General features: G+C 74.9%; 13 protein-coding genes and 1 pseudogene. 10 read left to right on the plus strand and 4 right to left on the minus strand.

Annotated elements, in window-relative coordinates; translation table 11 throughout:
* Positions 1-462 precede the first annotated feature (462 nt).
* From O7598_RS07995 to O7598_RS08035, 9 genes and pseudogenes are all read left to right on the plus strand, one after another.
* A pseudogene (locus O7598_RS07995) lies at positions 463-894 on the plus strand (SAV_6107 family HEPN domain-containing protein); the annotation flags it as partial.
* Between the two features lie 268 nt (positions 895-1162).
* Complete coding sequence (locus O7598_RS08000) at positions 1163-1900, plus strand: hypothetical protein (protein ID WP_269690704.1); 738 nt, start codon at positions 1163-1165, stop codon at positions 1898-1900.
* Positions 1897-3582 carry a DNA polymerase Y family protein gene (locus tag O7598_RS08005; RefSeq protein ID WP_269690705.1) on the plus strand — a complete coding sequence of 562 codons (1686 nt, stop codon included), beginning with the start codon at positions 1897-1899 and terminating at the stop codon, positions 3580-3582. The genes O7598_RS08000 and O7598_RS08005 overlap by 4 nt, the downstream gene beginning before the upstream one ends.
* A 93-nt stretch (positions 3583-3675) precedes the next feature.
* Positions 3676-7056 (plus strand): error-prone DNA polymerase, encoded by a 3381-nt coding sequence (locus O7598_RS08010; RefSeq protein ID WP_269690706.1) that lies wholly within the window; start codon positions 3676-3678, stop codon positions 7054-7056.
* A 98-nt stretch (positions 7057-7154) separates the two neighbouring features.
* The gene (locus O7598_RS08015) at positions 7155-7334 is read left to right on the plus strand and encodes a hypothetical protein (protein WP_269690707.1); all 180 of its coding nucleotides are present in this window, start codon (positions 7155-7157) and stop codon (positions 7332-7334) included.
* Between the two features lie 17 nt (positions 7335-7351).
* Positions 7352-8083, plus strand: coding sequence for a methyltransferase domain-containing protein (locus O7598_RS08020; RefSeq protein WP_269690708.1), 732 nt, complete (start codon positions 7352-7354; stop codon positions 8081-8083).
* On the plus strand, positions 8080-9243 hold the full coding sequence (locus O7598_RS08025) for an alkaline phosphatase family protein (protein ID WP_269690709.1): 1164 nt from the start codon (positions 8080-8082) through the stop codon (positions 9241-9243). Before O7598_RS08020 ends, O7598_RS08025 begins: the two co-directional genes overlap by 4 nt.
* A gap of 39 nt (positions 9244-9282) precedes the next feature.
* Complete coding sequence (locus tag O7598_RS08030; RefSeq protein ID WP_269690710.1) at positions 9283-10545, plus strand: DNA polymerase IV; 1263 nt, start codon at positions 9283-9285, stop codon at positions 10543-10545.
* Between the two features lie 115 nt (positions 10546-10660).
* Complete coding sequence (locus O7598_RS08035; RefSeq protein ID WP_091059550.1) at positions 10661-11062, plus strand: DUF3040 domain-containing protein; 402 nt, start codon at positions 10661-10663, stop codon at positions 11060-11062.
* Positions 11063-11236: 174 nt separating this feature from the next.
* On the opposite strand, the gene O7598_RS08040 is transcribed toward O7598_RS08035, so the two are convergent.
* The 3 genes from O7598_RS08040 to O7598_RS08050 are packed head-to-tail and all read right to left on the minus strand — an operon-like array spanning position 11237 to position 16077.
* On the minus strand, positions 11237-13702 hold the full coding sequence (locus O7598_RS08040; RefSeq protein ID WP_269690711.1) for a transglutaminase TgpA family protein: 2466 nt from the start codon (positions 13700-13702) through the stop codon (positions 11237-11239).
* A 16-nt stretch (positions 13703-13718) separates the two neighbouring features.
* Positions 13719-15017, minus strand: a complete 1299-nt coding sequence (locus tag O7598_RS08045) for a DUF58 domain-containing protein (RefSeq protein WP_269690712.1) — start codon at positions 15015-15017, stop codon at positions 13719-13721.
* 1 nt (position 15018) lies between these two features.
* Complete coding sequence (locus O7598_RS08050) at positions 15019-16077, minus strand: AAA family ATPase (protein WP_269690713.1); 1059 nt, start codon at positions 16075-16077, stop codon at positions 15019-15021.
* Positions 16078-16428: 351 nt separating this feature from the next.
* On the opposite strand from O7598_RS08050, the gene leuS reads away from it, so the two are divergent.
* Positions 16429-19269: a leucine--tRNA ligase gene (leuS, locus tag O7598_RS08055; RefSeq protein ID WP_269690714.1), complete on the plus strand. Its 2841-nt coding sequence runs from the start codon at positions 16429-16431 to the stop codon at positions 19267-19269.
* 408 nt (positions 19270-19677) lie between these two features.
* On the opposite strand, the gene O7598_RS08060 is transcribed toward leuS, so the two are convergent.
* Entirely contained in the window at positions 19678-20442 is a 765-nt protein-coding gene (locus O7598_RS08060) for a phosphotransferase (protein WP_269690715.1), read from the minus strand.

Consider the following 20442-nt stretch of genomic DNA (forward strand, 5'->3'; position numbering starts at 1 on the left):
CGGCTGGGAATCCGTACCGCGCGCCGGCGTGTCCCCGGCGCGTCACACATTGCGTTTTCGTCGGTGGGGAGGTGTACTGTCAGGGTAGTTAGAACGAGTGTTCGATTCGACCGCGATCGGTTCCCCGCCGACGCGATCGGGGCATACACCGTTCGCCAAGCTCCGGAAGCGGTGTTTCGCGGCACCGGCTTCCGGAAGGTGCGGCTCCGCGGGCCGCACCGGGGCTTCGGACAGTCGCGAGTCCGAGCCCGACAGGCAGGTCGTCGCCCGCCGCCCACGACCCCCGGGCGGCGGGCGACGGACCCGCCGGCACGCCGGCCGGGTGTGGGTGTGGGGAAGCGTCCACACCCGGCCGGCCGCCAACACTGGTGCGTCTTCCTCCGCACCGACCGCTCCGGGTGACCGGGCGACGGTTCCCCGTCGCGCGAGCGCCCGCCCCGGCCCCACGCGGAGGAGAGACCCATGCCGACCAGTCCGGCCCAGGCGCCCACGGTGCCCGCGCACGTGCTGCCGCACCGCACCCCCGCCCAGTTGCTCGTGGTGGCCCGCGACGGGTTGGTCGAGGCCGCCCGCACCCGCCCCGACGGCCTTCGCTACGCCGCCGCCCACCTCGCGGCGCTGCGCGCCGCCGCCGCCGTGCTCGCCGCCCGGGCCCGTCCCGCCCCCACCCGGCGCAACCGGATCACCAGCGTCTGGGTGCTGCTCGCCACCGTCGCGCCCGAGCTGGACGAGTGGGCCGCCCTCTTCGCCGCCGGCGCCAGCAAGCGGGCCGCCGCCGAGGCCGGCATCCCCCGGGTGGTCACCGCCCGGGAGGCCGACGACCTGCTGCGCGCCGCCGAACAGTTCGTGACCGTGGTGGAGACCGCGCTCGGGCTGGCGCACCAACCGGCGCTCGACGGCCTGCACCGGCCGCTCCGGCTCGGTGGGTCCGACGCCCCGTCGCGCCCCGGTTCGGCCGCCGCGTCGCGCTCCGGTTCGGCCGCCGCGTCGCGTTCTGGTTCGGCCGCCGCGTCGCGTCCCGGGGCGGCCGCGGCCTGAGTCGTGGCGCCCGGCCGCCATCGGCGGGACCCGGGTGGCCGGGCGCCGCTCCCACCGCATCACACGATCCACAGCACCACCCACGGGCCGGGCCCGTGGCGAAACACGACGGGGGGTTGGTCCGATGGCGGGCCGCATGGTGGTCGGTTCCGCCGCCCTGGCCGAACTGGTGCGCCCGGCGAGCGCACCCGACCCGGCCGGCGGCCATCGGGTGCTCCCCGTCCGGGCCGAGCTGACCGGGCTGCTGCCCAACCGAGGGCTGCGTCGCGGCAGCACCGTCGCGGTCGGCCTCGGCCAACCCCGGCACAGCGGTGCCACCTCGCTGATCCTGGCGCTGCTCGCCGAGGCGTCCCGGGCCGGCTCGTGGTGCGCCGTGGTCGGCGTACCCACCTTCGGGGCCGGCGCGGCGGCGGAGGCCGGGATCGCCCTGGACCGGCTCGCCCTGGTGCCCGACCCCGGGCCGGAGTGGCCCACCGTGGTGGCCGCGCTCATCGACGGGGTCGACGTGGTGGTCACCGCCGTGCCGGCCTCGGTCTCCGCCTCGGTCTCCGCCCGGCTGGCCGCCCGGGCCCGGCAGCGTGGCAGCGTGCTGGTGCCGTATGGCCGGTGGGACGGCGCGGACGTGACGCTCCAGGTGGTCCGCGGCGTCTGGCAGGGGCTCGGGCCGGGCCGGGGCCGGCTGCGCCGCCGCGAGGTGACCGTCTCGGCCCGCGGGCGGGGCGCCGCCGCTCGGCCCAAGGAGATCAAGGTGTGGCTGCCCGGCGACGAGCTGACCCGGGTGATCCCCCGCGCCGCCGGGTCCGGCGTCCCCGCCGCCCCGACCCGCCGGCTGCGCGTGGTGACCCCCGTGGCGAACCCGTGAGCGCGCCGCCGCGGGCCCTGCTGCTCTGGTGCCCGGACTGGCCGGTCCTCGCCGCCGAGATCGTCGACGGGGTGCCCGCCACCGACCCGGTCGTGGTGCTGCACGCCAACCGGGTGGTCGCCTGCTCCGAGCGGGCCCGGGCCGAGGGGATCCGGCGTGGGCTGCGCCGGCGGGAGGCGCAGGGCCGCTGCCCCGGGCTCACCGTCGTCGACCACGACCCGGGCCGGGACGCGCGGGCGTTCGAGCCGGTGGTGGCCGCCGTCGAGGAGGTGGTCGCCGGCATCGAGGTGATCCGGCCCGGCGCGTGCGCGACCGCCGCCCGGGGGCCGAGCCGCTACCTCGGTGGCGAGGAGGCGGCGGCCGAGCGGATCGTCGAGCACGTCGCCCAGAGCTGCGCGGTGGAGAGTCAGGTCGGCATCGCCGACGGTGTCTTCGCGGCCGGGCTGGCCGCCCGGGAGGGGCGGATCGTGCCGCCCGGCGGCACCGCGGAGTTCCTGGCCGGCCGCCCGGTCGAGGCGCTCGGCCGGCCCGCTTTGGCCGACCTGCTGCGCCGGCTCGGCATCCGCACCCTCGGCGACTTCGCCGCGCTGTCCGCCGGGGACGTGCTGGCCCGCTTCGGCTCCGACGGGGCGCTGGCGCACCGGCTCGCCGCCGGGCGGGACGACCGTCCGCTCGCGGTCCGCCGGCCGCCCGCCGACCTGACCGTCACCGCCGAGCACGACGAGCCGATCGACCGGGTCGACGCCGCCGCGTTCGTCGCCCGGACGCTGGCCGAGCGCCTGCACGAGCGGCTCGCCGCGTACGGGCTGGCCTGCACCCGGCTCGGCATCGAGGCGGTCACCGCGCACGGTCAGGAACTGCACCGGGTGTGGCGGCACGACGGCCTGCTCACCGCCGCGGCCATCGCCGACCGGGTCCGCTGGCAGCTCGACGGCTGGCTCTCCGGCAGCAACGGCCGGGGTGGCGCCCGCCCGACCCGCCCGACCGCCGGCATCGTCCGGCTGCGGCTGGTGCCGGACGGCGTGCTCGCCCAGGCCGGCCTGCAACCCGGCCTGTGGGGAGAGACCGGCGCGGAGCGGGAACGGGCGCACCGCGCGCTGAGCCGGGTCCAGGGCATTCTCGGCCCCGAGGCGGTGGTCACCGCCGTGCTCGGTGGCGGGCGCTCCCCGGCCGACCAGGTGCGCCTGGTCCCGTGGGGCGACGAACGGGCGCCCGCCCGCCCCGGCCCGCCGGCGCTGCCGGTCGTCCCGCCGGCCGTGCGGTCAGGGGCGGTTGTGCCGGTTGCGTCCGCAGGTTCGGGTGGGGTGGCGAGACGAGATGGTCACCGGATTGGCCGGGGCCGGGTGGTGGTCGAGCCACCGTGGCCGGGGCGGATCCCGCCGCCGTCGCCGGCGGTGGTGCTGCCCACCCCGTTGTCGGCCGAGGTGCACGACGTGGCGGGGGAGCCGGTGGTGGTGAGCGCCCGGCTGGCGGTCAGCGCCGCGCCGGCCCGGCTGACCGTGGGCGCCGGCCGACCGGCCGAGATCTCCGGATGGGCCGGTCCGTGGCCGGTGGACGAGCGCTGGTGGGCGCCGGCCGAGGCGCGCCGCCGGGCCCGGTTCCAGGTCTGCCTGGTCGACGGCACGGCCCTGCTGCTCGCGGTCGAGGGCGGGCAGTGGCTGGTGGAGGCCATCTATGACTGAGCGGGCTGGCAGGGGAGATCGTGGAAGCTCATGGCCCCTCCGGGGGCCGAAATCTTCCAAGATCTCGGCGGGCGCCGGGTGGGGGAGCGCGGGATGAGCTTCCACAACCCGAAGATGCCGTGGTCGAAGCTGGAGCAGGTGCTCTCCGGGCGGGCGAAGCGCGAGCGGGCCGAGGGCGAGGGAGCCAGGGGCGAGCGGCACCTGCACGTGGTGGACCCGCTCGCGGTCGACGCCGACGGCGGCGACTCTCCGGCCTGGAGCCGCAAGCGGCAGGAATACCGGCCGCCGGCGCTGGACCGCCCGGACGGCACGGTGCCCTACGCGGAGTTGCACGCGCACTCCAACTTCAGCTTCCTCGACGGGGCCAGCCACCCCGAGGAGATGGCCGAGGAAGCCGCCCGGCTGGGGCTCACCGCGCTCGCCGTCACCGACCACGACGGCTTCTACGGCGTGGTGCGCTTCGCCGAGGCGGCCCGCGCGCTGCGGCTGCCGACGATCTTCGGAGCGGAACTCTCCCTCGGGCTGCCCGGTCCGCAGAACGGCGAGCCCGATCCGCTCGGCCGGCACCTGCTGGTGCTCGCCCACGGCCACGAGGGGTACGCGCGCCTCGCCGCCACCGTCTCCCGGGCCCAGCTGCGCGGCGGGGAGAAGGGCCGCCCGGTCTACGGCGAGCTGGAGCAGATCGCCGCCGAGTTGAAGGACCACGTGCTGGTGCTCACCGGCTGTCGCAAGGGGCACGTGCCCGCCGCGCTGCTCACCGAGGGGGTCGACGCGGCGGCCCGGGAGCTGGACCGGCTCACCGCGTTGTTCGGCGCGGAGACGGTGGCGGTGGAGCTGACCGACCACGGGCATCCGGTCGACGCCGACCGCAACGACGCGCTCGCCGAGCTGGCCGCCGCGGCCGGGCTGCCCACGGTGGCCACGAACAACGTGCACTACGCCGTCCCGGGCCGGCGCCGGCTGGCCACCACCGTCGCCGCGGTCCGGGCCCGGCGCAGCCTCGACGAGATCGACGGCTGGCTGCCCGCCGCGGCCACCGCCCACCTGCGCAGCGGCGCGGAGATGGCGGCGCGGTTCGCCGCGTACCCGGGCGCGGTGGCGCGGGCCGCCGAGTTCGGCGCGGAACTCGCGTTCGACCTGCACCTGGTCGCGCCGCAACTGCCGGCGTACCCGGTGCCGGTCGGGCACACCGAGATGAGCTGGCTGCGTCGGCTGACCATGGACGGCGCCCGGGAGCGCTACGGTCCGCCGCAGGCGCACCCGGAGGCGTACGCGCAGTTGGAGCACGAGCTGCGGATGATCGACGAGCTGGGTTTCCCCGGCTACTTCCTGGTGGTCTACGACATCGTCACGTTCTGCCGCGAGCAGGACATCTACTGCCAGGGCCGGGGGTCGGCGGCCAACTCGGCGGTCTGCTACGCGCTGCGCATCACCAACGTGGACGCGGTCCGGCACCGGCTGCTGTTCGAACGCTTCCTCGCCCCGGAGCGGGACGGGCCGCCCGACATCGACGTGGACATCGAGTCCGACCGTCGGGAGGAGGTGATCCAGCACGTCTACGCCCGCTACGGCCGGGAGCACACCGCCCAGGTCGCCAACGTCATCTCCTACCGGCCGCGGTCGGCGGTGCGGGACGTGGCCAAGGCGTTCGGGTTCTCGCCCGGCCAGCAGGACGCCTGGAGCAAGCAGATCGACAGGTGGGGTTCGGTCGCCGCGGTCGACGTGGCGGACATCCCGGAGCAGGTGGTCGCGTACGCGAACGAGCTGCAGACGTTCCCCCGGCACCTGGGCATCCACTCCGGCGGCATGGTGATCTGCGACCGGCCGGTGATCGAGGTCTGCCCGGTGGAGTGGGGCCGGATGCCCGGCCGCAGCGTGCTCCAGTGGGACAAGGACGACTGCGCCGCCGTCGGCCTGGTCAAGTTCGACCTGCTCGGCCTCGGCATGCTGTCGGCGCTGCACTACGGCTACGACCTGATCGGGTCCAGCCTCGACCTGGGCGAGATGACGCTGGACGACCCCGAGGTCTACGACATGCTCTGCCGGGCCGACTCGGTCGGGGTGTTCCAGGTGGAGAGCCGGGCCCAGATGGCCACCCTGCCCCGGCTCAAGCCCCGCGAGTTCTACGACCTGGTGGTGGAGGTGGCGCTGATCCGGCCCGGCCCGATCCAGGGCGGCTCGGTGCATCCCTACATCCGGCGCAAGAACGGCCAGGAGCCGGTGACGTACGCGCACCCGCTGATGCGCAACGCGCTGGAGAAGACGCTCGGCGTGCCGCTGTTCCAGGAGCAGCTCATGCAGCTCGCCATCGACCTGGCCGGGTTCGACGCGGCCGGGGCGGACCAGCTGCGCCGGGCCATGGGGGCGAAACGTTCGGTGGAGCGGATGGCGCAGATCGCCGACCGGCTCTACGCCGGGATGGCCGAGCGGGGCATCACCGGCGAGCTGGCCGACGACGTCTACCGCAAGCTCACCGCGTTCGCCAGCTACGGCTTCCCGGAGAGCCACGCGATGAGCTTCGCCTACCTGGTCTACGCCAGTTCGTGGCTCAAGCGCTACCACCCGGGCCCGTTCCTGGCCGCGCTGCTCAACGCCCAGCCGATGGGTTTCTACTCGCCGCAGACGCTTGCCGACGACGCCCGCCGGCACGGGGTGGAGGTGCGCCGGCCGGACATCAACGCCAGCGGTGCCAAGGCGGTGCTGGAGTCCGGTCCGGAGACCCGGTGGGGCAGCGTGCCGGGCGAGCCGCCGCACGCCTGGGGGCTGGGCGGCCCGGCGGTCCGGCTCGGGCTGGGCAGCGTCCGTACCCTCGGCGACGGCGTGGCCGAGCGGATCGAGGCGGAGCGGGCGGCGCGCGGGCCGTACCGGGACATGCCGGACCTGGCCCGCCGCGTCGGTCTCACCGCGGCGCAGTTGGAGGCGCTGGCCACCGCGGACGCCTTCGCCGGTTTCGGGCTGACCCGGCGGCAGGCCCTCTGGGCCGCCGGCGCGGCGGCCCAGGACCGGCCCGGCCGGCTGCCCGGCACGGTGACCGGCGTGGATCCGCCCACCCTGCCCGGCATGGCGGCGGTGGACCGGCTGGTCGCCGACGTCTGGGCCACCGGCCTGTCCCCGGAGAGTCACCCCGCCCGGTTCATCCGGGACCGGCTCGACGCGCTGGGCGCGGTGCCGATCGCCCGGCTCGGCCAGGTGCCGCCCGGGCAGCGGATCCGGGTCGGCGGGATCGTCACCCACCGGCAGCGGCCGGCGACCGCCGGCGGGGTCACGTTCCTCAACCTGGAGGACGAGACCGGCATGCTCAACGTCACGTGTTCGCCGGGGCTCTGGCAGCGCTACCGTCGAATCGCCCGCACCAGCGGAGCACTTGTGGTGCGGGGCCGGTTGCAGCGGCACGAGGGCGTCACGAACCTCACCGCGGACCGGCTGGACGCGATCGAGCCGCCCGTCACGCCGGCGTCCCGGGATTTCCGTTGATGGTAGTGATCCACATTACGGTTTCCGGGAGCCGGACACGGGAGACTCCCGGACGTGGGTGGGCAGAGTCGCCCACCCCGGTATGGGGGATGAACCAGATGACCTTTCACAGCACGTACCCCGGTGGCGTGGCCAACGCCCGGCGGACCCGGCTCGGCGCCGGGTGGGCGCCCACCCACGAGATCGAGCCGCGCGAGCACCAGGTGACCGACGGCCCGGTGGCCAACGCCCAGCGGTCCCGCGCCGAGGAGGACCCGGCCGGAGGCGGCGACTCCTGACCCCTAGGCTCGGTGGGGTGGAGCAGACCCGAACCCTCACCCCCCGCACCGCCGTGATCTGGGCGGTGCTCCGGGCCGAGCTGGACCGGCGAGCCGGCGAGCGGCTCTCCGTGCTCGACGTCGGCGGCGGGACCGGCGGCTTCGCCGTCCCGCTCGCCGAGGCCGGCCACCGGGTCACCGTGGTCGACGCCAGTCCCGACGCGCTCGCCGCGCTGACCCGCCGGGCCGCCGAGGCCGGGGTCGCCGATCGGGTACGCGCGACGCAGGGCGACGCCGACGCGCTCACCGGGCTGGTCGAGCCGGCCTCCGTGGACCTGGTGCTCTGCCACTCCGTCCTGGAGGTGGTCGACGCGCCGGAGCCGGTGATCACGGCGCTGGCAGGCGCGCTGCGCCCCGGTGGGGCGGCGAGCGTGCTGGTGGCCGCGCGCGCCGCCGCCGTGCTCGGCCGGGCGATCAACGGCCAGCTGGACGCCGCGGCCGCGCTCGCCGCCGACCCGCACGGCACGGCGGGCGGCCGGGACACCCTGCGCCGCCGCTACGACGCCGAGGGCGCGACCGCGCTGCTCACCGCCGCCGGGCTCGCCGTCGAGGAGATCCACGGCGTACGCGTGCTCGCCGACCTGCTCCCGGCCGCCGTGGCGGACGGCCAGCCCGCCGCGCTGCTGGAGTTGGAGCGCGCCCTGGCGGCGAAGCCGCCGTACCGTGACCTCGCCGCCCAGCTGCACCTGTTCGCCCGCCGCCCGGCATGACCGGCCCGGTCCCGGGGCCGCTGGCGCGGGTCGCGCCCCGCTACGGCGGCGGCAGCCTGGTCGACGTGCTGCCCAGCGCGCTGTCGCTGCTCGGTGTCCCCGGCGCGGTCGACAGGCTCGACCTGACCCCCCGGCTGGCCGGGGTACGCCGGATCGCCGTGTTGCTCGTCGACGGGCTCGGGTGGCACCAGATCCCCACCGCCGCGCCGTACGCGCCGACGCTGGCCGGGCTGGCCGCCACCACCGGCTCCCCGCTCACCGCGGGTTTCCCCTCCACCACCCCGACCAGCCTGGTCGGCCTCGGCACCGGCGTTCCGCCCGGCGCGCACGGCGTGCTCGGCTTCACGGTCCGGGTGCCCGGCACCGACCGGGTCCTCACCCACGTCGACTGGGCCGGCGACCCCGACCCGTCCCGCTGGCAGCCGGTCCCCACCTGGTACGAGCGGGCCCGCGCCGCCGGGGTGGCGGTGACCGTGGTCAGCCGCCCCGAGTTCGCCGGCAGCGGCCTCACGGTGGCCGCCAACCGCGGCGGCGACTACCGGGGCGCGGCCGGGGTCGACGCGCTCGCCGCGCGGATGCTGGCCGCGCTGGCCGCCGGCACCGGGCCCACCCTGGTCTCCGGCTACCACCCGGACCTGGACCGGCACGGGCACCTCAGCGGCGTCGACTCCGTGCCGTGGCGGTCGGCCGTCGCGGAGGTGGACGCGCTGCTGGCCCGGCTGCTCGACGGGCTGCCGCCGGACGCCGCACTGCTGGTCACCGCCGACCACGGCCAGCTCGACATCCCCGCCGGGCACCGGATCGACCTGGACGCCGATCCCCGGCTGCGGGCCGGCGTGCGGGTGCTGGCCGGCGAGCCCCGGGTCCGCTACCTGCACGTCGAGCCGGGCGCGGAGGCCGACGTGGTGGCCGCCTGGACGGCGGTGCTGGACGGCGCGGCCGACGTGCTGACCCGGGCGGAGGCGGTGGCGACCGGCTGGTTCGGGCCGGTACCCGAGGCGCACCTGGCCCGGATCGGCGACGTGGTGGTGGTCTGCCGCGACACGTACGCGGTGGTCGCGACCCGGTCCGAGCCGCCGATGGTGTCGCGGCTGGTGGCGTACCACGGCGCGGACACCGCCGCCGAGATGACCGTGCCGCTGCTGGTGGTCCGGGGCTGACCGGCGGGCGTGTCGGACCGGCGGGCTAGCCTGCGGGTCATGGGCCGCAGCCAGTCGTTGCCCCGGGGCGGCGGTGACCCGCGCTTCGGGCCGGACGCCGACGACACCGGCTGTTCGATCCTGCACGTCGACATGGACGCGTTCTTCGCCTCCGTCGAGGTGCGCCGTCGCCCCGAGCTGCGCGGCCGGCCGGTGGTGGTGGGCGGCGTCGGCCCGCGCGGGGTGGTCAGCTCGGCCAGCTACGAGGCCCGCCGGTTCGGGGTGCGCAGCGCGATGCCCACCGCCCGGGCCCGCGCGCTCTGCCCGGGCGCGGTCTACCTGCCGCCCGACTTCGGCGCCTACTCGGAGGCGTCCCGTGCCGTCATGCAGATCTTCCGCGACGTCACCCCGCTGGTCGAGCCACTCTCGTTGGACGAGGCGTTCCTCGACGTGGCCGGTGCCCGGCGGTTGTTCGGCCGGCCGGCGGCCATCGCCGCGCTGATCCGTCGCCGGGTGGCCGAGGAGCAGCGGTTGACCTGTTCGGTCGGGGTGGCGTCGAGCAAGTTCGTGGCCAAGCTCGGCTCGACCCGGGCCAAGCCGGACGGCCTGCTCGTGGTGCCCGCCGACCGGGTGCTCGACTTCCTGCACCCGCTGCCGGTGTCCGCGTTGTGGGGGGTGGGGGAGCGGTCGGCGGAGGCGCTGCGCCGGCTCGGCCTGCGCACCGTTCGTGACCTGGCCGAGGCGCCACCCGGTCTGTTGCGTCGGGCGGTGGGCGAGGCCTCCGCCGCGCACCTGCACGAGCTGGCCTGGGGGCGGGACCCACGCGGCGTGTCCCCGGAGCACGTGGAGAAGTCGATCGGCGCGGAGACCACGTTCGAGACCGACGTGACCGACCCGGGCGAGATCCGGCGGGCCCTGCTCGCCCTCGCCGACAAGGCCGGCGCCCGGCTGCGGGCGGCCGGGCAGGTGGGTCGCACGGTGTCGCTGAAGGTCCGGTTCGCCGACTTCCGCACGGTGAGTCGCGCCCGCACCCTCGCGGTGCCCACCGACACCGCCCGGGAGATGTTCGACACTGCCTGGGCGCTCTGGGGCGTTCTCGCCCCGGGCGAGCCGGTCCGCCTGGTCGGCGTCCGGATGGAAGGGCTCGCCCCGGCGGAGGAGACGCCGCGGCAGCTCACTCTGGGTGAGCCGGAGCGGGGTTGGCGCGAGGCGGAGGCGGCGGCGGACGCGGCGGCTGCCCGATTCGGGCGGTCCGTCATAGGTCCGGCCAGTCTTCTCGGCCGGCGCGATCAGCGCCCAGTCGAAAAACCGACCCGGCCGTAGGTCGTCCCGCTTTCCGACGCGCGAGCACCCTCGTAGACTTGCGGGTAAGCAGCCGGTTGGCTGCCACGGTCTGTCGGCCCGACCGGGCCGACCAACGTGACCGGGGAGGAGTGCCGTGCCGCTCTCGGAGCACGAGCAGCGGCTGTTCGAGCAGATCGAGCAGTCGCTTGCCGAGGATCCCAAGTTCGCCTCGGCCGTGCGCGCCAGCGACCCGCGTTTCCACGCGCGGCGTCGCGTGCTCGTCGCTGCCGGCGTGGTCGTCGTTGGTCTGGCCCTGTTGATCTACGGTGCCGTGATCAAGATTCCCGCGGTGGCCGTGGCGGGCTTCGTCGTCATGCTGGCCTCGTTGGGCTACGCGGTGCAGTCGCACCGCCGATCCCAGTCGCCCGACCTGCACGTGGTCGGCGGCACCACAACGAGCCGGCGTCGTCCCCGTGGCCGCAGCGGCGGTCGCCGGGGCTCCTTCCTCGACCGGATGGAGGACCGCTGGCGGCAGCGCCCGGAGGGCCACCGCTGACCACACGCCGCCCCTGACCGGGGCGGGTGCGCCAGGCCCGCGCTCGCCGACACCCGCCGGCGAGCGCGCAGTCTCCGCCGCGCCCGCGCACGCCGGAGATCTTGGTACGAATGGGCCCCCAGAAGGGCCGTTTCGTACCAAGATCTCCAACCTGTTTGAGCCTCACCCGCGTGCTCAGCGGGCCGGGCGGCCCGCCAACAGTCGACGCGGGCTCCAGCGCACCATCCACTGCCGCGCCTGCCCGCTGGTGGTGACCAGCCGGGCCGACCGCTCGGCCAGGGCGGTGCGCCAACGCATCAGCACCGACGGCGGCAGCACCGCGGCCAGCAGCCGGGTACGCCGGTTCGCCCGCGCGGCCAGCGCCCCGCGTACCGTCCCCAGCGCCGGCTGCAGCTCGGCGTCGGTGAGCGGGTCACGCGCGTAACGGGCCCGCTCCTCGGCCCGGCCCAGCAGCCGGACCCCGGTCGCCGCGCCGGCGTCCTCGGCCAGCGCCTCCCGGGTCAACCGCTCGGCGGTCGCCCGCGGTGTCTCGGTGCCGTCGACCGGGACGTGGAAGTCGACGAGCGTGTCCAGCAGCTCGTCCCAGGCGGCGTGCGCGTCGGCGCGGGCCGCCTCGGCGTCCACCCCGATCACGATCTCGCGGGTCTCGCCCCGCTGACCGGGCACGGCCACCGCGGTGGCCGTCGGCGGGGTCGCCCGGACCCGGCGTCGGCGGCGCAGCGCCGAACGGCGCAGGGCCGGCAGGGCGAGCAGCGCCAGCAGGGCCAGCGCCCCGGCCAGCCACCACGGCCAGACCGTGTCCTGCCGGGTCGGCCCGCTCTCGTCGACGGCCAGGCCCTGGTCGGCGTCCTTGTCGAGACGATCCGGTTCGTCCGGGCCGGCCGACGGGTTCGCCGCGCCGGGAGCGGCGCTGCTGCCCGGCGACGGGGTGATCTCCTCCGGCGCGTCGATGTCCGGAGCCCAGGCGGACCGGACCGAACCGGGGATGCTGGCCGCCGGGGTGGCGTCGAACGGCACCCAGCCGATCCGGCTGAAGTAGACCTCGGTCCAGGCGTGCAGGTTCTGGTTGGTCAGCACGTAGGTGCCGTCGTCGGAGTTGCTGCCGTTGGTGAACCCGACCGCCACCCGGGCCGGCACGCCGGCGGCCCGGACCAGCCAGGCCATCGCCGCGGCGTACTGCTGGCAGTAGCCGACCTTGGTGGCGAGGAAGTCGGTGATGTCCGCGCCGCTGCTGCCGTTGCGGGTGGAGAGCGCGTAGGTGAAGCCGTTCTCCACCGAGAAGTAGTCGTAGATCGCCCGGACCTTGTCGTAATTGGTCTTCCGGCCCTCGGTGAGACGGGTGACCAGTCGCTCCACGTCCGGGACCGTCGGCCTGGTGGTGCCCTGCCGCATCACCGCGCTCTCCGACGGCGGGGCCGGCGCGGCGCGCAGCGCGTCCGGGTTGAACGTCGACCGCACGTACTCGAACGAGTAGCGCTTGCCGCGCGCGTTCTCCCGGTTGGAGAAGACGACCTGCTGGTTGGCGTCGTAGCGCCAGTTGCCGTTGAGGTCCTCGGTCCGGACCGGCTCGGCGTAGACCGGCAGCAGCGGCATGTTCAGGTTCTTCGTCACCTCGACAGTGGCCCGGTAGGTCCGCTGCTCCACCCCCCGGGGCGCGCGTTCGGACGGGTCGGGCAGGTTGCGGGTGACCTGGTCCCCGGTCGGCACGCGGGCCTGGAAGCCGCTCGGCCGCAGATCGTCCACCACGCCCAGGCGCAGGTAGAACGGGTTCGGCTCGTTGGTGGTGACCTTGACCAGGTCGAACCGTTCGCTCTGGTTGAGCTGGCCGCTCAGCGCGGCGAACAGGTCGATCCGGCCGCTGGTGCCGCCCTGGCCGGGCCGCCCGGTGCCGTCGCCGGGGCCGGCGCCGACGTTGTTCAGCAGGCCGCCGGTCATCCCGGGCACGGCCAGCGGCAGCGCCACCGCCACCAGCACCCCGACCACGGCCAGCCGACGGCCGGCGGCGGCCAGCGGCGACGCCTCCCAGACGTCGACGTCGCGTCCCTCGCCGGTGAACCGCCGGCCGAACCGGCGCACCCGGTCGACGTTGTCGGTCACCAGCAACCACAGGTAGCCCGCGGCGCCCACCACGAACGGGGTGGCGGGGACACTGTCCACGTAGACCGCCACCGGCACCGAGTAGATGGCCAGCATCGGCAGCCCGGCCAGCGCCGGCCGGCGCAGCCCGACCGCCAGCACGTCGACCACCACCGCCACCGCGCCGATGCCGAGGACGGCGAGGAAGAGCAGCGAGTCGACGTCGGGAACCTTGACGCCGTACGCGCGCATGTCCTGCAACGAGGTCTGGAGCAGGTCGCCGAAGTGGGCGAACGTGGCCGGGGTCGGCACGAACGCGAGCAGCTCGGTGCCGCCGGGGAAGACCCACGTCAGGCCCAGGGTCAGGCCGGCCAGCATGGCCAGCAGCTGGCCCCACAGCGGGGCCCGGCCCAACCGGCTCAGCGCCGCCGCGCCGGCCACCACGGAGACCACGATGGCCGCCTGGACCAGCCACGTCCAGCGCTCGAAGATCGCCGACAGCGGGGCCGCCGCCAGCAGGGTCGCCGCCGCGGCGACGAAACCGATGTTGCGGTGCGGGGTCACCGAATCGTCCTTCCGGTCATCGCATGCCGCCGGCGACCGTCTCGGCCAGCGCCGCCCGCAGGGCGAAGCCCTGGGAGCCGCGGCCGGCCTGCGGCCACAGTGCCGGCAGCCGGTTGCCGTGCTCCACCCCGATGACCCGCCAGCCGCTCTGCAGCAGGGCGAGGGCGGAGCTGCCGTGCGCCCGCTCCGCCTCGACCCGAGCCTTGGGCGGCAGGTTCAGCCAGGTGTTGCTGTCGAGCAGGAACGCCACGCAGGTGGCGCCGTTGCCACGCAGCCCGGCCAGCAGTTCCGCCTCGGCGTCGCCGAGCGTGCCGAACAACGCGATGATCAGGCCGCCGTCGGCCCGCTGCCGGACCTGCTGCACCAGCGTGGTGATCTCGCCGCGCCGGTCCAGGTGCACCTCGGCGAGATGGTCGAGGAGCAGGCCCTCACCACCGGCCTCGGTGGCGCCGACGTCCACGCCGTTGCCGGTGACCAGGCGCAACTTGTAGCCGGCCTGGCGCAGGTGCACGGCGATGCTGGCGGCGGCCGAGACGGCCCACTCGAAGCTGGCCGTCGGCCCCTCGCCCCGGTGCCCGGCGGCGCGGGTGTCCAGCACCACGGTGGCCCGGCTCTCCCACGGTTGCTCCTCGCGGCGCACCATCAGCTCACCGGTGCGGGCGGTCGACTTCCAGTGCACCCGGCGCAGGTCGTCGCCCATCCGGTACTCCCGGGTGGCGGCGTCGTCCTCGCCGTGCACCGCGACCGAGCGGGCCCGGCTGTCGCCGCTGCCGGCGTACTCGCCCGGCAGCCGCACCGCGGGCAGCGGGGTGACCTGCGGGATCACGGTGAGGTGGTCGGTGCTGGGGAACGACCGGGTCAGTTCGCAGAGGCCGAACGGGTCGGTCAGCCGGATCACCAGCGGACCCACGTCGTAGCGACCGCGCACGTCGGCGCGGACCGTGTACGCCACGGAGCTGGCCTGGTGCGCGCCGAGCCGCTCCAGCACCACCCGGGGCCGGCTGCCCAGCGCGTAGGGCAGCCGGTCCTCCAGCAGCAGGGTGCCGGTGGGCAGCCGGGACAGGTTCTGCAACCGCAGCACCACCCGGGAGCTGGCCCCGACCGGCACCCGGTGCGGCTCGAGCGTGCGGTGGCAGGCCAGCTTGTAGCGGCTGCGCCCCACGTACGCGGCGGCGAGCAGCGGCAGGACGGCCAGCAGGACGGCCACCCGGAGCAGGTCCTTCTCGCCGAGGATGGCGGCGGAGATCGCGGCCGCGACCGCGGCCGCCAGGAAGGAGCGGCCGCGGGTGGTCAGCCCGCGCAGGCCGTCACGCACGTCATGGCCTCCGTGGCTCGTACGGCCCGCGGCCGTTGCCGGTCCCGTGGCCGGGCCGGGTGTCGTACGGGGAACGCTGCCGGTCGTGCGGCAACGGCAGGCGGTGCACCAGCTCGGCGACGATCGCGTCGGTGGTGCGCCGGGCGAGCTGCGCGTCCGCCGTCGGGATGATCCGGTGCGCCAGCACCGGCACCGCGAGGGCCTGCAGGTCGTCCGGGAGGACGTAGTCGCGGCCCTCCAGGGCGGCCACCGCGCGGGCGGTGCGCAGCAGTTGCAGGGTGGCCCGCGGGGACGCGCCGAGCCGCAGGTCGGGTGCCTCACGGGTGGCGGTAACCAGGGCGATCGCGTACTGCTTGACGGCGTCGGCGACGTGCACCTGCCGCACGTGGCCGATCAGCCGGCGTACGGTCGCCGCGTCGGAGACCGGGCGCAGCCCCGCCAACGGGTCGGTGGCCCCGTGCCCGTCGAGCATGGCCAGCTCGGCGTTCGGATCCGGATAGCCCATCGCGATGCGGGCGGTGAACCGGTCCCGCTGCGCCTCCGGCAGCGGGTAGGTGCCCTCCATCTCGATCGGGTTCTGCGTCGCGATCACCATGAACGGCGTCTGGAGCTGGTAGGTCACCCCGTCGACGGTGACCTGCCGCTCCTCCATGCACTCGAGCAGCGCCGACTGGGTCTTCGGCGAGGCCCGGTTGATCTCGTCGCCGACGACCAGGTTGGCGAAGACCGCACCCGGACGGAACTCGAAGTCGTGGGTCTCCTGGTTGTAGACGCTGACGCCGGTGACGTCGCTGGGCAGGAGGTCGGGGGTGAACTGGATGCGGCGGACCGAGCAGTCGATGGACCGGGCCATCGACTTGGCGAGCTTGGTCTTGCCGACGCCGGGCACGTCCTCGATGAGCAGGTGACCCTCGGCGAGCAGCACCGCCAGGGCGAGCCGGACGGTGGCCGTCTTACCCGCGATGACCTGCTCGATGTTGGCCACGATGGCCTCGCTGGCGGCACGGAACTCGTCGTGCGGCAGCAGACCGCCCACCTCGTCCCAGGTCTGTTGTGTCACGGGCCTCCTCCTCGTCGCCGGAACGGCAGCTCTGTATAGAGCACCTGGACCCGCCGTTGGGTTCGCGACGCCGAGCCTCGTCTGCCGCACGCATCTCACTGGCCTCTCAGGCTAACCATGTTTGTCGCTATCGCCGACTCCCGCAGGTGGTCGGTCGGTTACGCCCCGAATATTCGCCGGACGGGGGACCGGGGTACACTGCGACGCATGGCCGGAGTCTTCCTGCTTCTTACCGAGCCGTGCTGATGCGCTGAACACGCGACAGCACGGCCGCCCCTCCTGCGCGAGGGGCTTTTTTGTGCCCGAAGCAGATCTCCATCCACCCGACATGACCCGCGCCGAGGAGACGCCATGAGTGAGGCAGCCGCACCGGCCACCGACATTCCCCCGTTCCGGTACACCGCCGCCCTGGCCGACGAGATCGAGAACCGCTGGCAGGACACCTGGGAGCGGGAGGGCACCTTCCACGCGCCGAACCCGACCGGCCCGCTGGCCGACCCGGGCCACCCCCGCGCCGGCGCGGAGAAGCTGTACGTGCTGGACATGTTCCCCTACCCGTCGGGTGCCGGCCTGCACGTCGGGCACCCGCTGGGCTACATCGGCACCGACTGCTACGCCCGCTACCAGCGGATGACCGGGCGCAACGTGCTGCACGCGATGGGCTTCGACGCGTTCGGCCTGCCGGCCGAGCAGTACGCGGTGCAGACCGGCACCCACCCGCGGACCACCACGGTCGCCAACATCGAGCGGTACAAGGCGCAGCTGCGCCGGTTAGGGCTGGGCCACGACGAGCGGCGCTCGGTCGCGACCATCGACACCGAGTTCTACCGCTGGACGCAGTGGATCTTCCTGCAGGTCTTCAACTCCTGGTACGACGCGGACGCGCGGAAGGCCCGGCCGGTCGCCGAGCTGATCGCCGAGTTCGAGGGCGGGAACCGCCCGACCCCGGACGGCCGCCCGTGGGCCGAGCTGACCGTGGCCGAGCGCCGCCGCGTCGTCGACGACCACCGGCTGGCGTACGTCTCGGAGGCGCCGGTGAACTGGTGCCCGGGGCTGGGCACCGTGCTGGCCAACGAGGAGGTCACCGCCGACGGCCGCTCCGAGCGGGGCAACTTCCCGGTCTTCAAGCGCAACCTGAAGCAGTGGATGATGCGCATCACCGCGTACGGTGACCGGCTGCTGGACGACCTGGACACACTGGACTGGCCCGAGCCGATCAAGCTGCAGCAGCGCAACTGGATCGGCCGGTCGACCGGCGCGCACATCGACTTCCCGACCGCCGCCGCCCCGGTGCGGGTGTTCACGACCCGGCCGGACACCATCTTCGGCGCCACCTACATGGTGCTGGCGCCCGAGCACGAGCTGGTCGACGTGCTGACGCCGGCCGCCTGGCCGGAGGGGACGAAGGACGCGTGGACCGGCGGGCACGCCGGTCCGCGTGAGGCCGTCGAGGCGTACCGGAAGGCCGCCGCGGCCAAGACGGACGTCGAGCGGCAGTCGGACAGCAAGGAGAAGACCGGCGTCTTCGTCGGCGCCTGGGCGACCAACCCGGTGACCGGCGGGCAGGTCCCGATCTTCATCGCCGACTACGTGCTGGCCGGCTACGGTACCGGCGCGATCATGGCGGTGCCGGCGCAGGACGAGCGGGACTGGGATTTCGCCGAGGTCTTCGACCTGCCGATCGTGCGCACCGTGGCACCGCCGGAGGGCTTCGACGGCAAGGCGTTCACCGGCGACGGACCGGCGATCAACAGCGCCGCCCCGGACCGGGGCGTCGACCTGGACGGCCTGGGGGTGGCCGAGGCCAAGGCCCGGATCATCGAGTGGCTGGAGGCGAACGGACACGGCGCGGGCGCGGTCACCTGGCGGCTGCGCGACTGGCTGTTCTCCCGGCAGCGCTACTGGGGCGAGCCGTTCCCGATCGTCTACGACGAGACCGGGGCGCCGATCGCGCTGCCGGAGTCGATGCTGCCTGTCGAGCTGCCCGAGGTGGACGACTTCTCGCCGAAGACGTTCGACCCGGAGGACGCGCAGAGCAACCCGGAGACCCCGCTGTCGCGGCGGCGCGACTGGGTCGAGGTCGAGCTGGACCTGGGTGACGGGCCGAAGCGCTACACCCGCGAGACCAACGTGATGCCGCAGTGGGCCGGCTCCTGCTGGTACGAGCTGCGCTACCTGGACCCGACCGACTCGCAGCGCTTCGCCGACCCGGAGAACGAGGCGTACTGGATGGGGCCGCGGCGGCCCGGCGACTGCGGGGGCACCGACCTGTACGTCGGCGGCGCCGAGCACGCCGTGCTGCACCTGCTGTACGCCCGCTTCTGGCACAAGGTGCTGTTCGACCTGGGGCACGTCTCGTCGTTCGAGCCGTTCCGCAAGCTGTTCAACCAGGGCATGATCCAGGCGTACGCGTTCGTGGACCCCCGGGGCGCCTACGTGCCCGCCGAGGAGGTCGTCGAGGTCGACGGCCGCTGGTTCCACGGCGAGACCGAGGTCCGCCGCGAGTACGGCAAGATGGGCAAGTCGCTGAAGAACGTGGTCACCCCGGACGACATGTGCGCGGCGTACGGCGCCGACACCTTCCGGGTGTACGAGATGTCGATGGGTCCGCTGGAGGTGTCCCGCCCGTGGGAGACCCGGGCGGTGGTCGGCTCGTACCGGTTCCTGCAGCGGGTCTGGCGCACGGTGGTGGACGAGGGGACCGGTGGGTCGCGGGTGACCGACGCCCCGGCCGACGAGGCGACCCGACGACTGCTGCACAAGGTGATCGCCGGGGTCCGGGCCGACATGGACGGGGTCCGGTTCAACACCGCGATCGCCAAGCTGATCGAGCTGACCAACGGCCTGACCCAGCTGGCCGAGACGCCGCGCGAGGTGGCCGAGCCGCTGGTGCTGATGGTCGCCCCGTTCGCCCCGCACCTGGCCGAGGAGCTGTGGCGCCGGCTGGGCCACGACACCTCGCTGGCGTACGCCGACTTCCCGGTCGCCGACCCGGCGCTGCTGGTGGCCGAGACGGTGACCTACCCGGTGCAGGTCAACGGCAAGGTCCGGGGCCGGATCGAGGTGGCGGCCGACGCTTCCGAGGAGACGGTCCGGGCGGCCGCGCTGGAGGCGGTCGCCGGCGCGCTGGCCGGCAAGGAGCCACGCAAGGTGATCGTGGTGAAGGGTCGAATGGTCTCGGTCGTCGCCTGACCCTTCAGGTCTCGGGCGCGCCTGGGGTGAGCGCGTCCGGGACCTGGCACCGTTCGCGGCGGTGCGCGACCACCGTGGCGAGCAGCGCGGTCACCGCGCGGGTCCGGTCACTCGCCCCGCCGATCCTGCCGTGCCGTGCCGTGCTGGGCTGGTCTGGGCTGGTCTGGTCTGGGCGGCGCGGCCGGGGCGATGCCTGCCGGTGTCGCCGCCTGGGCGGCCGGCCTGCGGACGCAGTTCCCGCCCTCGCTGACGACCGATCAGGTCGCACTCCCTTTCGAGCTGATAGCACTGACGACTCGGACCGCCCGGCACCTGACGCCCACAACTGAGTCGTTTCTGATGTCAGCTCCAAAGCGGCCGACTGGCCTCACCGGCCGATGACGCGAGCCAGTGCCTGAGCGGGACCGGTCATGTCGCGTCGAGCGCGGCCTCGACCGTCGGGCGGTGCCGGCGTAGCCAGTCGTGCCAGCCGCGTACCGTCTCGACCGTTCCGGCGGCGCGCAACCGGCGCATGCCGGGCAGGTCCCGGTCGGCGCCGGCGTCGATGCCGCGCCAGGTGCCCTCGATCTGGTCGAGCATCACGCCGACCAGATCGGCCCGGGGGAGCGGCGTCCCGGTCCCGGCCGCGTCGTAGGCCGCGCAGAGCAATCGGCAGCGTCGGCCCAGCTCGGCCGGGTCGGAGTCGCCGCCGAGGTCGGCCCAGTGCCAGCCGGCGAACGCCACGTCCTCGATCCGGCGGCCGGGGCCGGCGAGGTCCCAGTCGAGCAGCGCCACCGGCACCGGGCCGGCCGGTCCGACCCGGTAGACCGTGTTCTTCGGCGACAGGTCCCGGTGGCAGACCGTCTCCGCGCCGCCGGCCAGGTCGGTGCCGGCGCAGGCGTCGTGCACCGCCCGGATCAGGCCGGCCAGGCGGGTCAGCGCGGCGTCGGCGAAGAAGACCGGGTCCTCCCGGTCGCGCCAGGGCACCACCCCGTCGACGTGGGAGAGCACCTGCCGGCCCCGGTCGTCTCTTCCCAGGTACGCGGGGGCGACACCGGGAGCGTTCGCCGCCAGGTGGCGCAGCAGCGCGGCGGCGAAGTCGGCGTCGGCGGGCGGCGTGCGACGGACCGTGTCGCCGATCCGGACCACCTCGGCGACGAACCCGCCGGGCAGGGTCTCCTCGGTGCCGGCCAC

It is taken from the genome of Micromonospora sp. WMMC241 (assembly GCF_027460165.1).
GTDB classification, from domain to species: Bacteria; Actinomycetota; Actinomycetes; order Mycobacteriales; family Micromonosporaceae; genus Micromonospora; species Micromonospora humi.

Bases quoted from the DNA above. Each gene is read 5' to 3' on its own strand.
- O7598_RS08000 (WP_269690704.1), top strand. From the start codon at position 1,163: ATGGCGGGCCGCATGGTGGTCGGTTCCGCCGCCCTGGCCGAACTGGTG.
- O7598_RS08010 (WP_269690706.1), top strand. From the start codon at position 3,676: ATGAGCTTCCACAACCCGAAGATGCCGTGGTCGAAGCTGGAGCAGGTG.
- O7598_RS08015 (WP_269690707.1), top strand. From the start codon at position 7,155: ATGACCTTTCACAGCACGTACCCCGGTGGCGTGGCCAACGCCCGGCGG.
- O7598_RS08025 (WP_269690709.1), top strand. From the start codon at position 8,080: ATGACCGGCCCGGTCCCGGGGCCGCTGGCGCGGGTCGCGCCCCGCTAC.
- O7598_RS08030 (WP_269690710.1), top strand. From the start codon at position 9,283: ATGGGCCGCAGCCAGTCGTTGCCCCGGGGCGGCGGTGACCCGCGCTTC.
- leuS (WP_269690714.1), top strand. From the start codon at position 16,429: ATGAGTGAGGCAGCCGCACCGGCCACCGACATTCCCCCGTTCCGGTAC.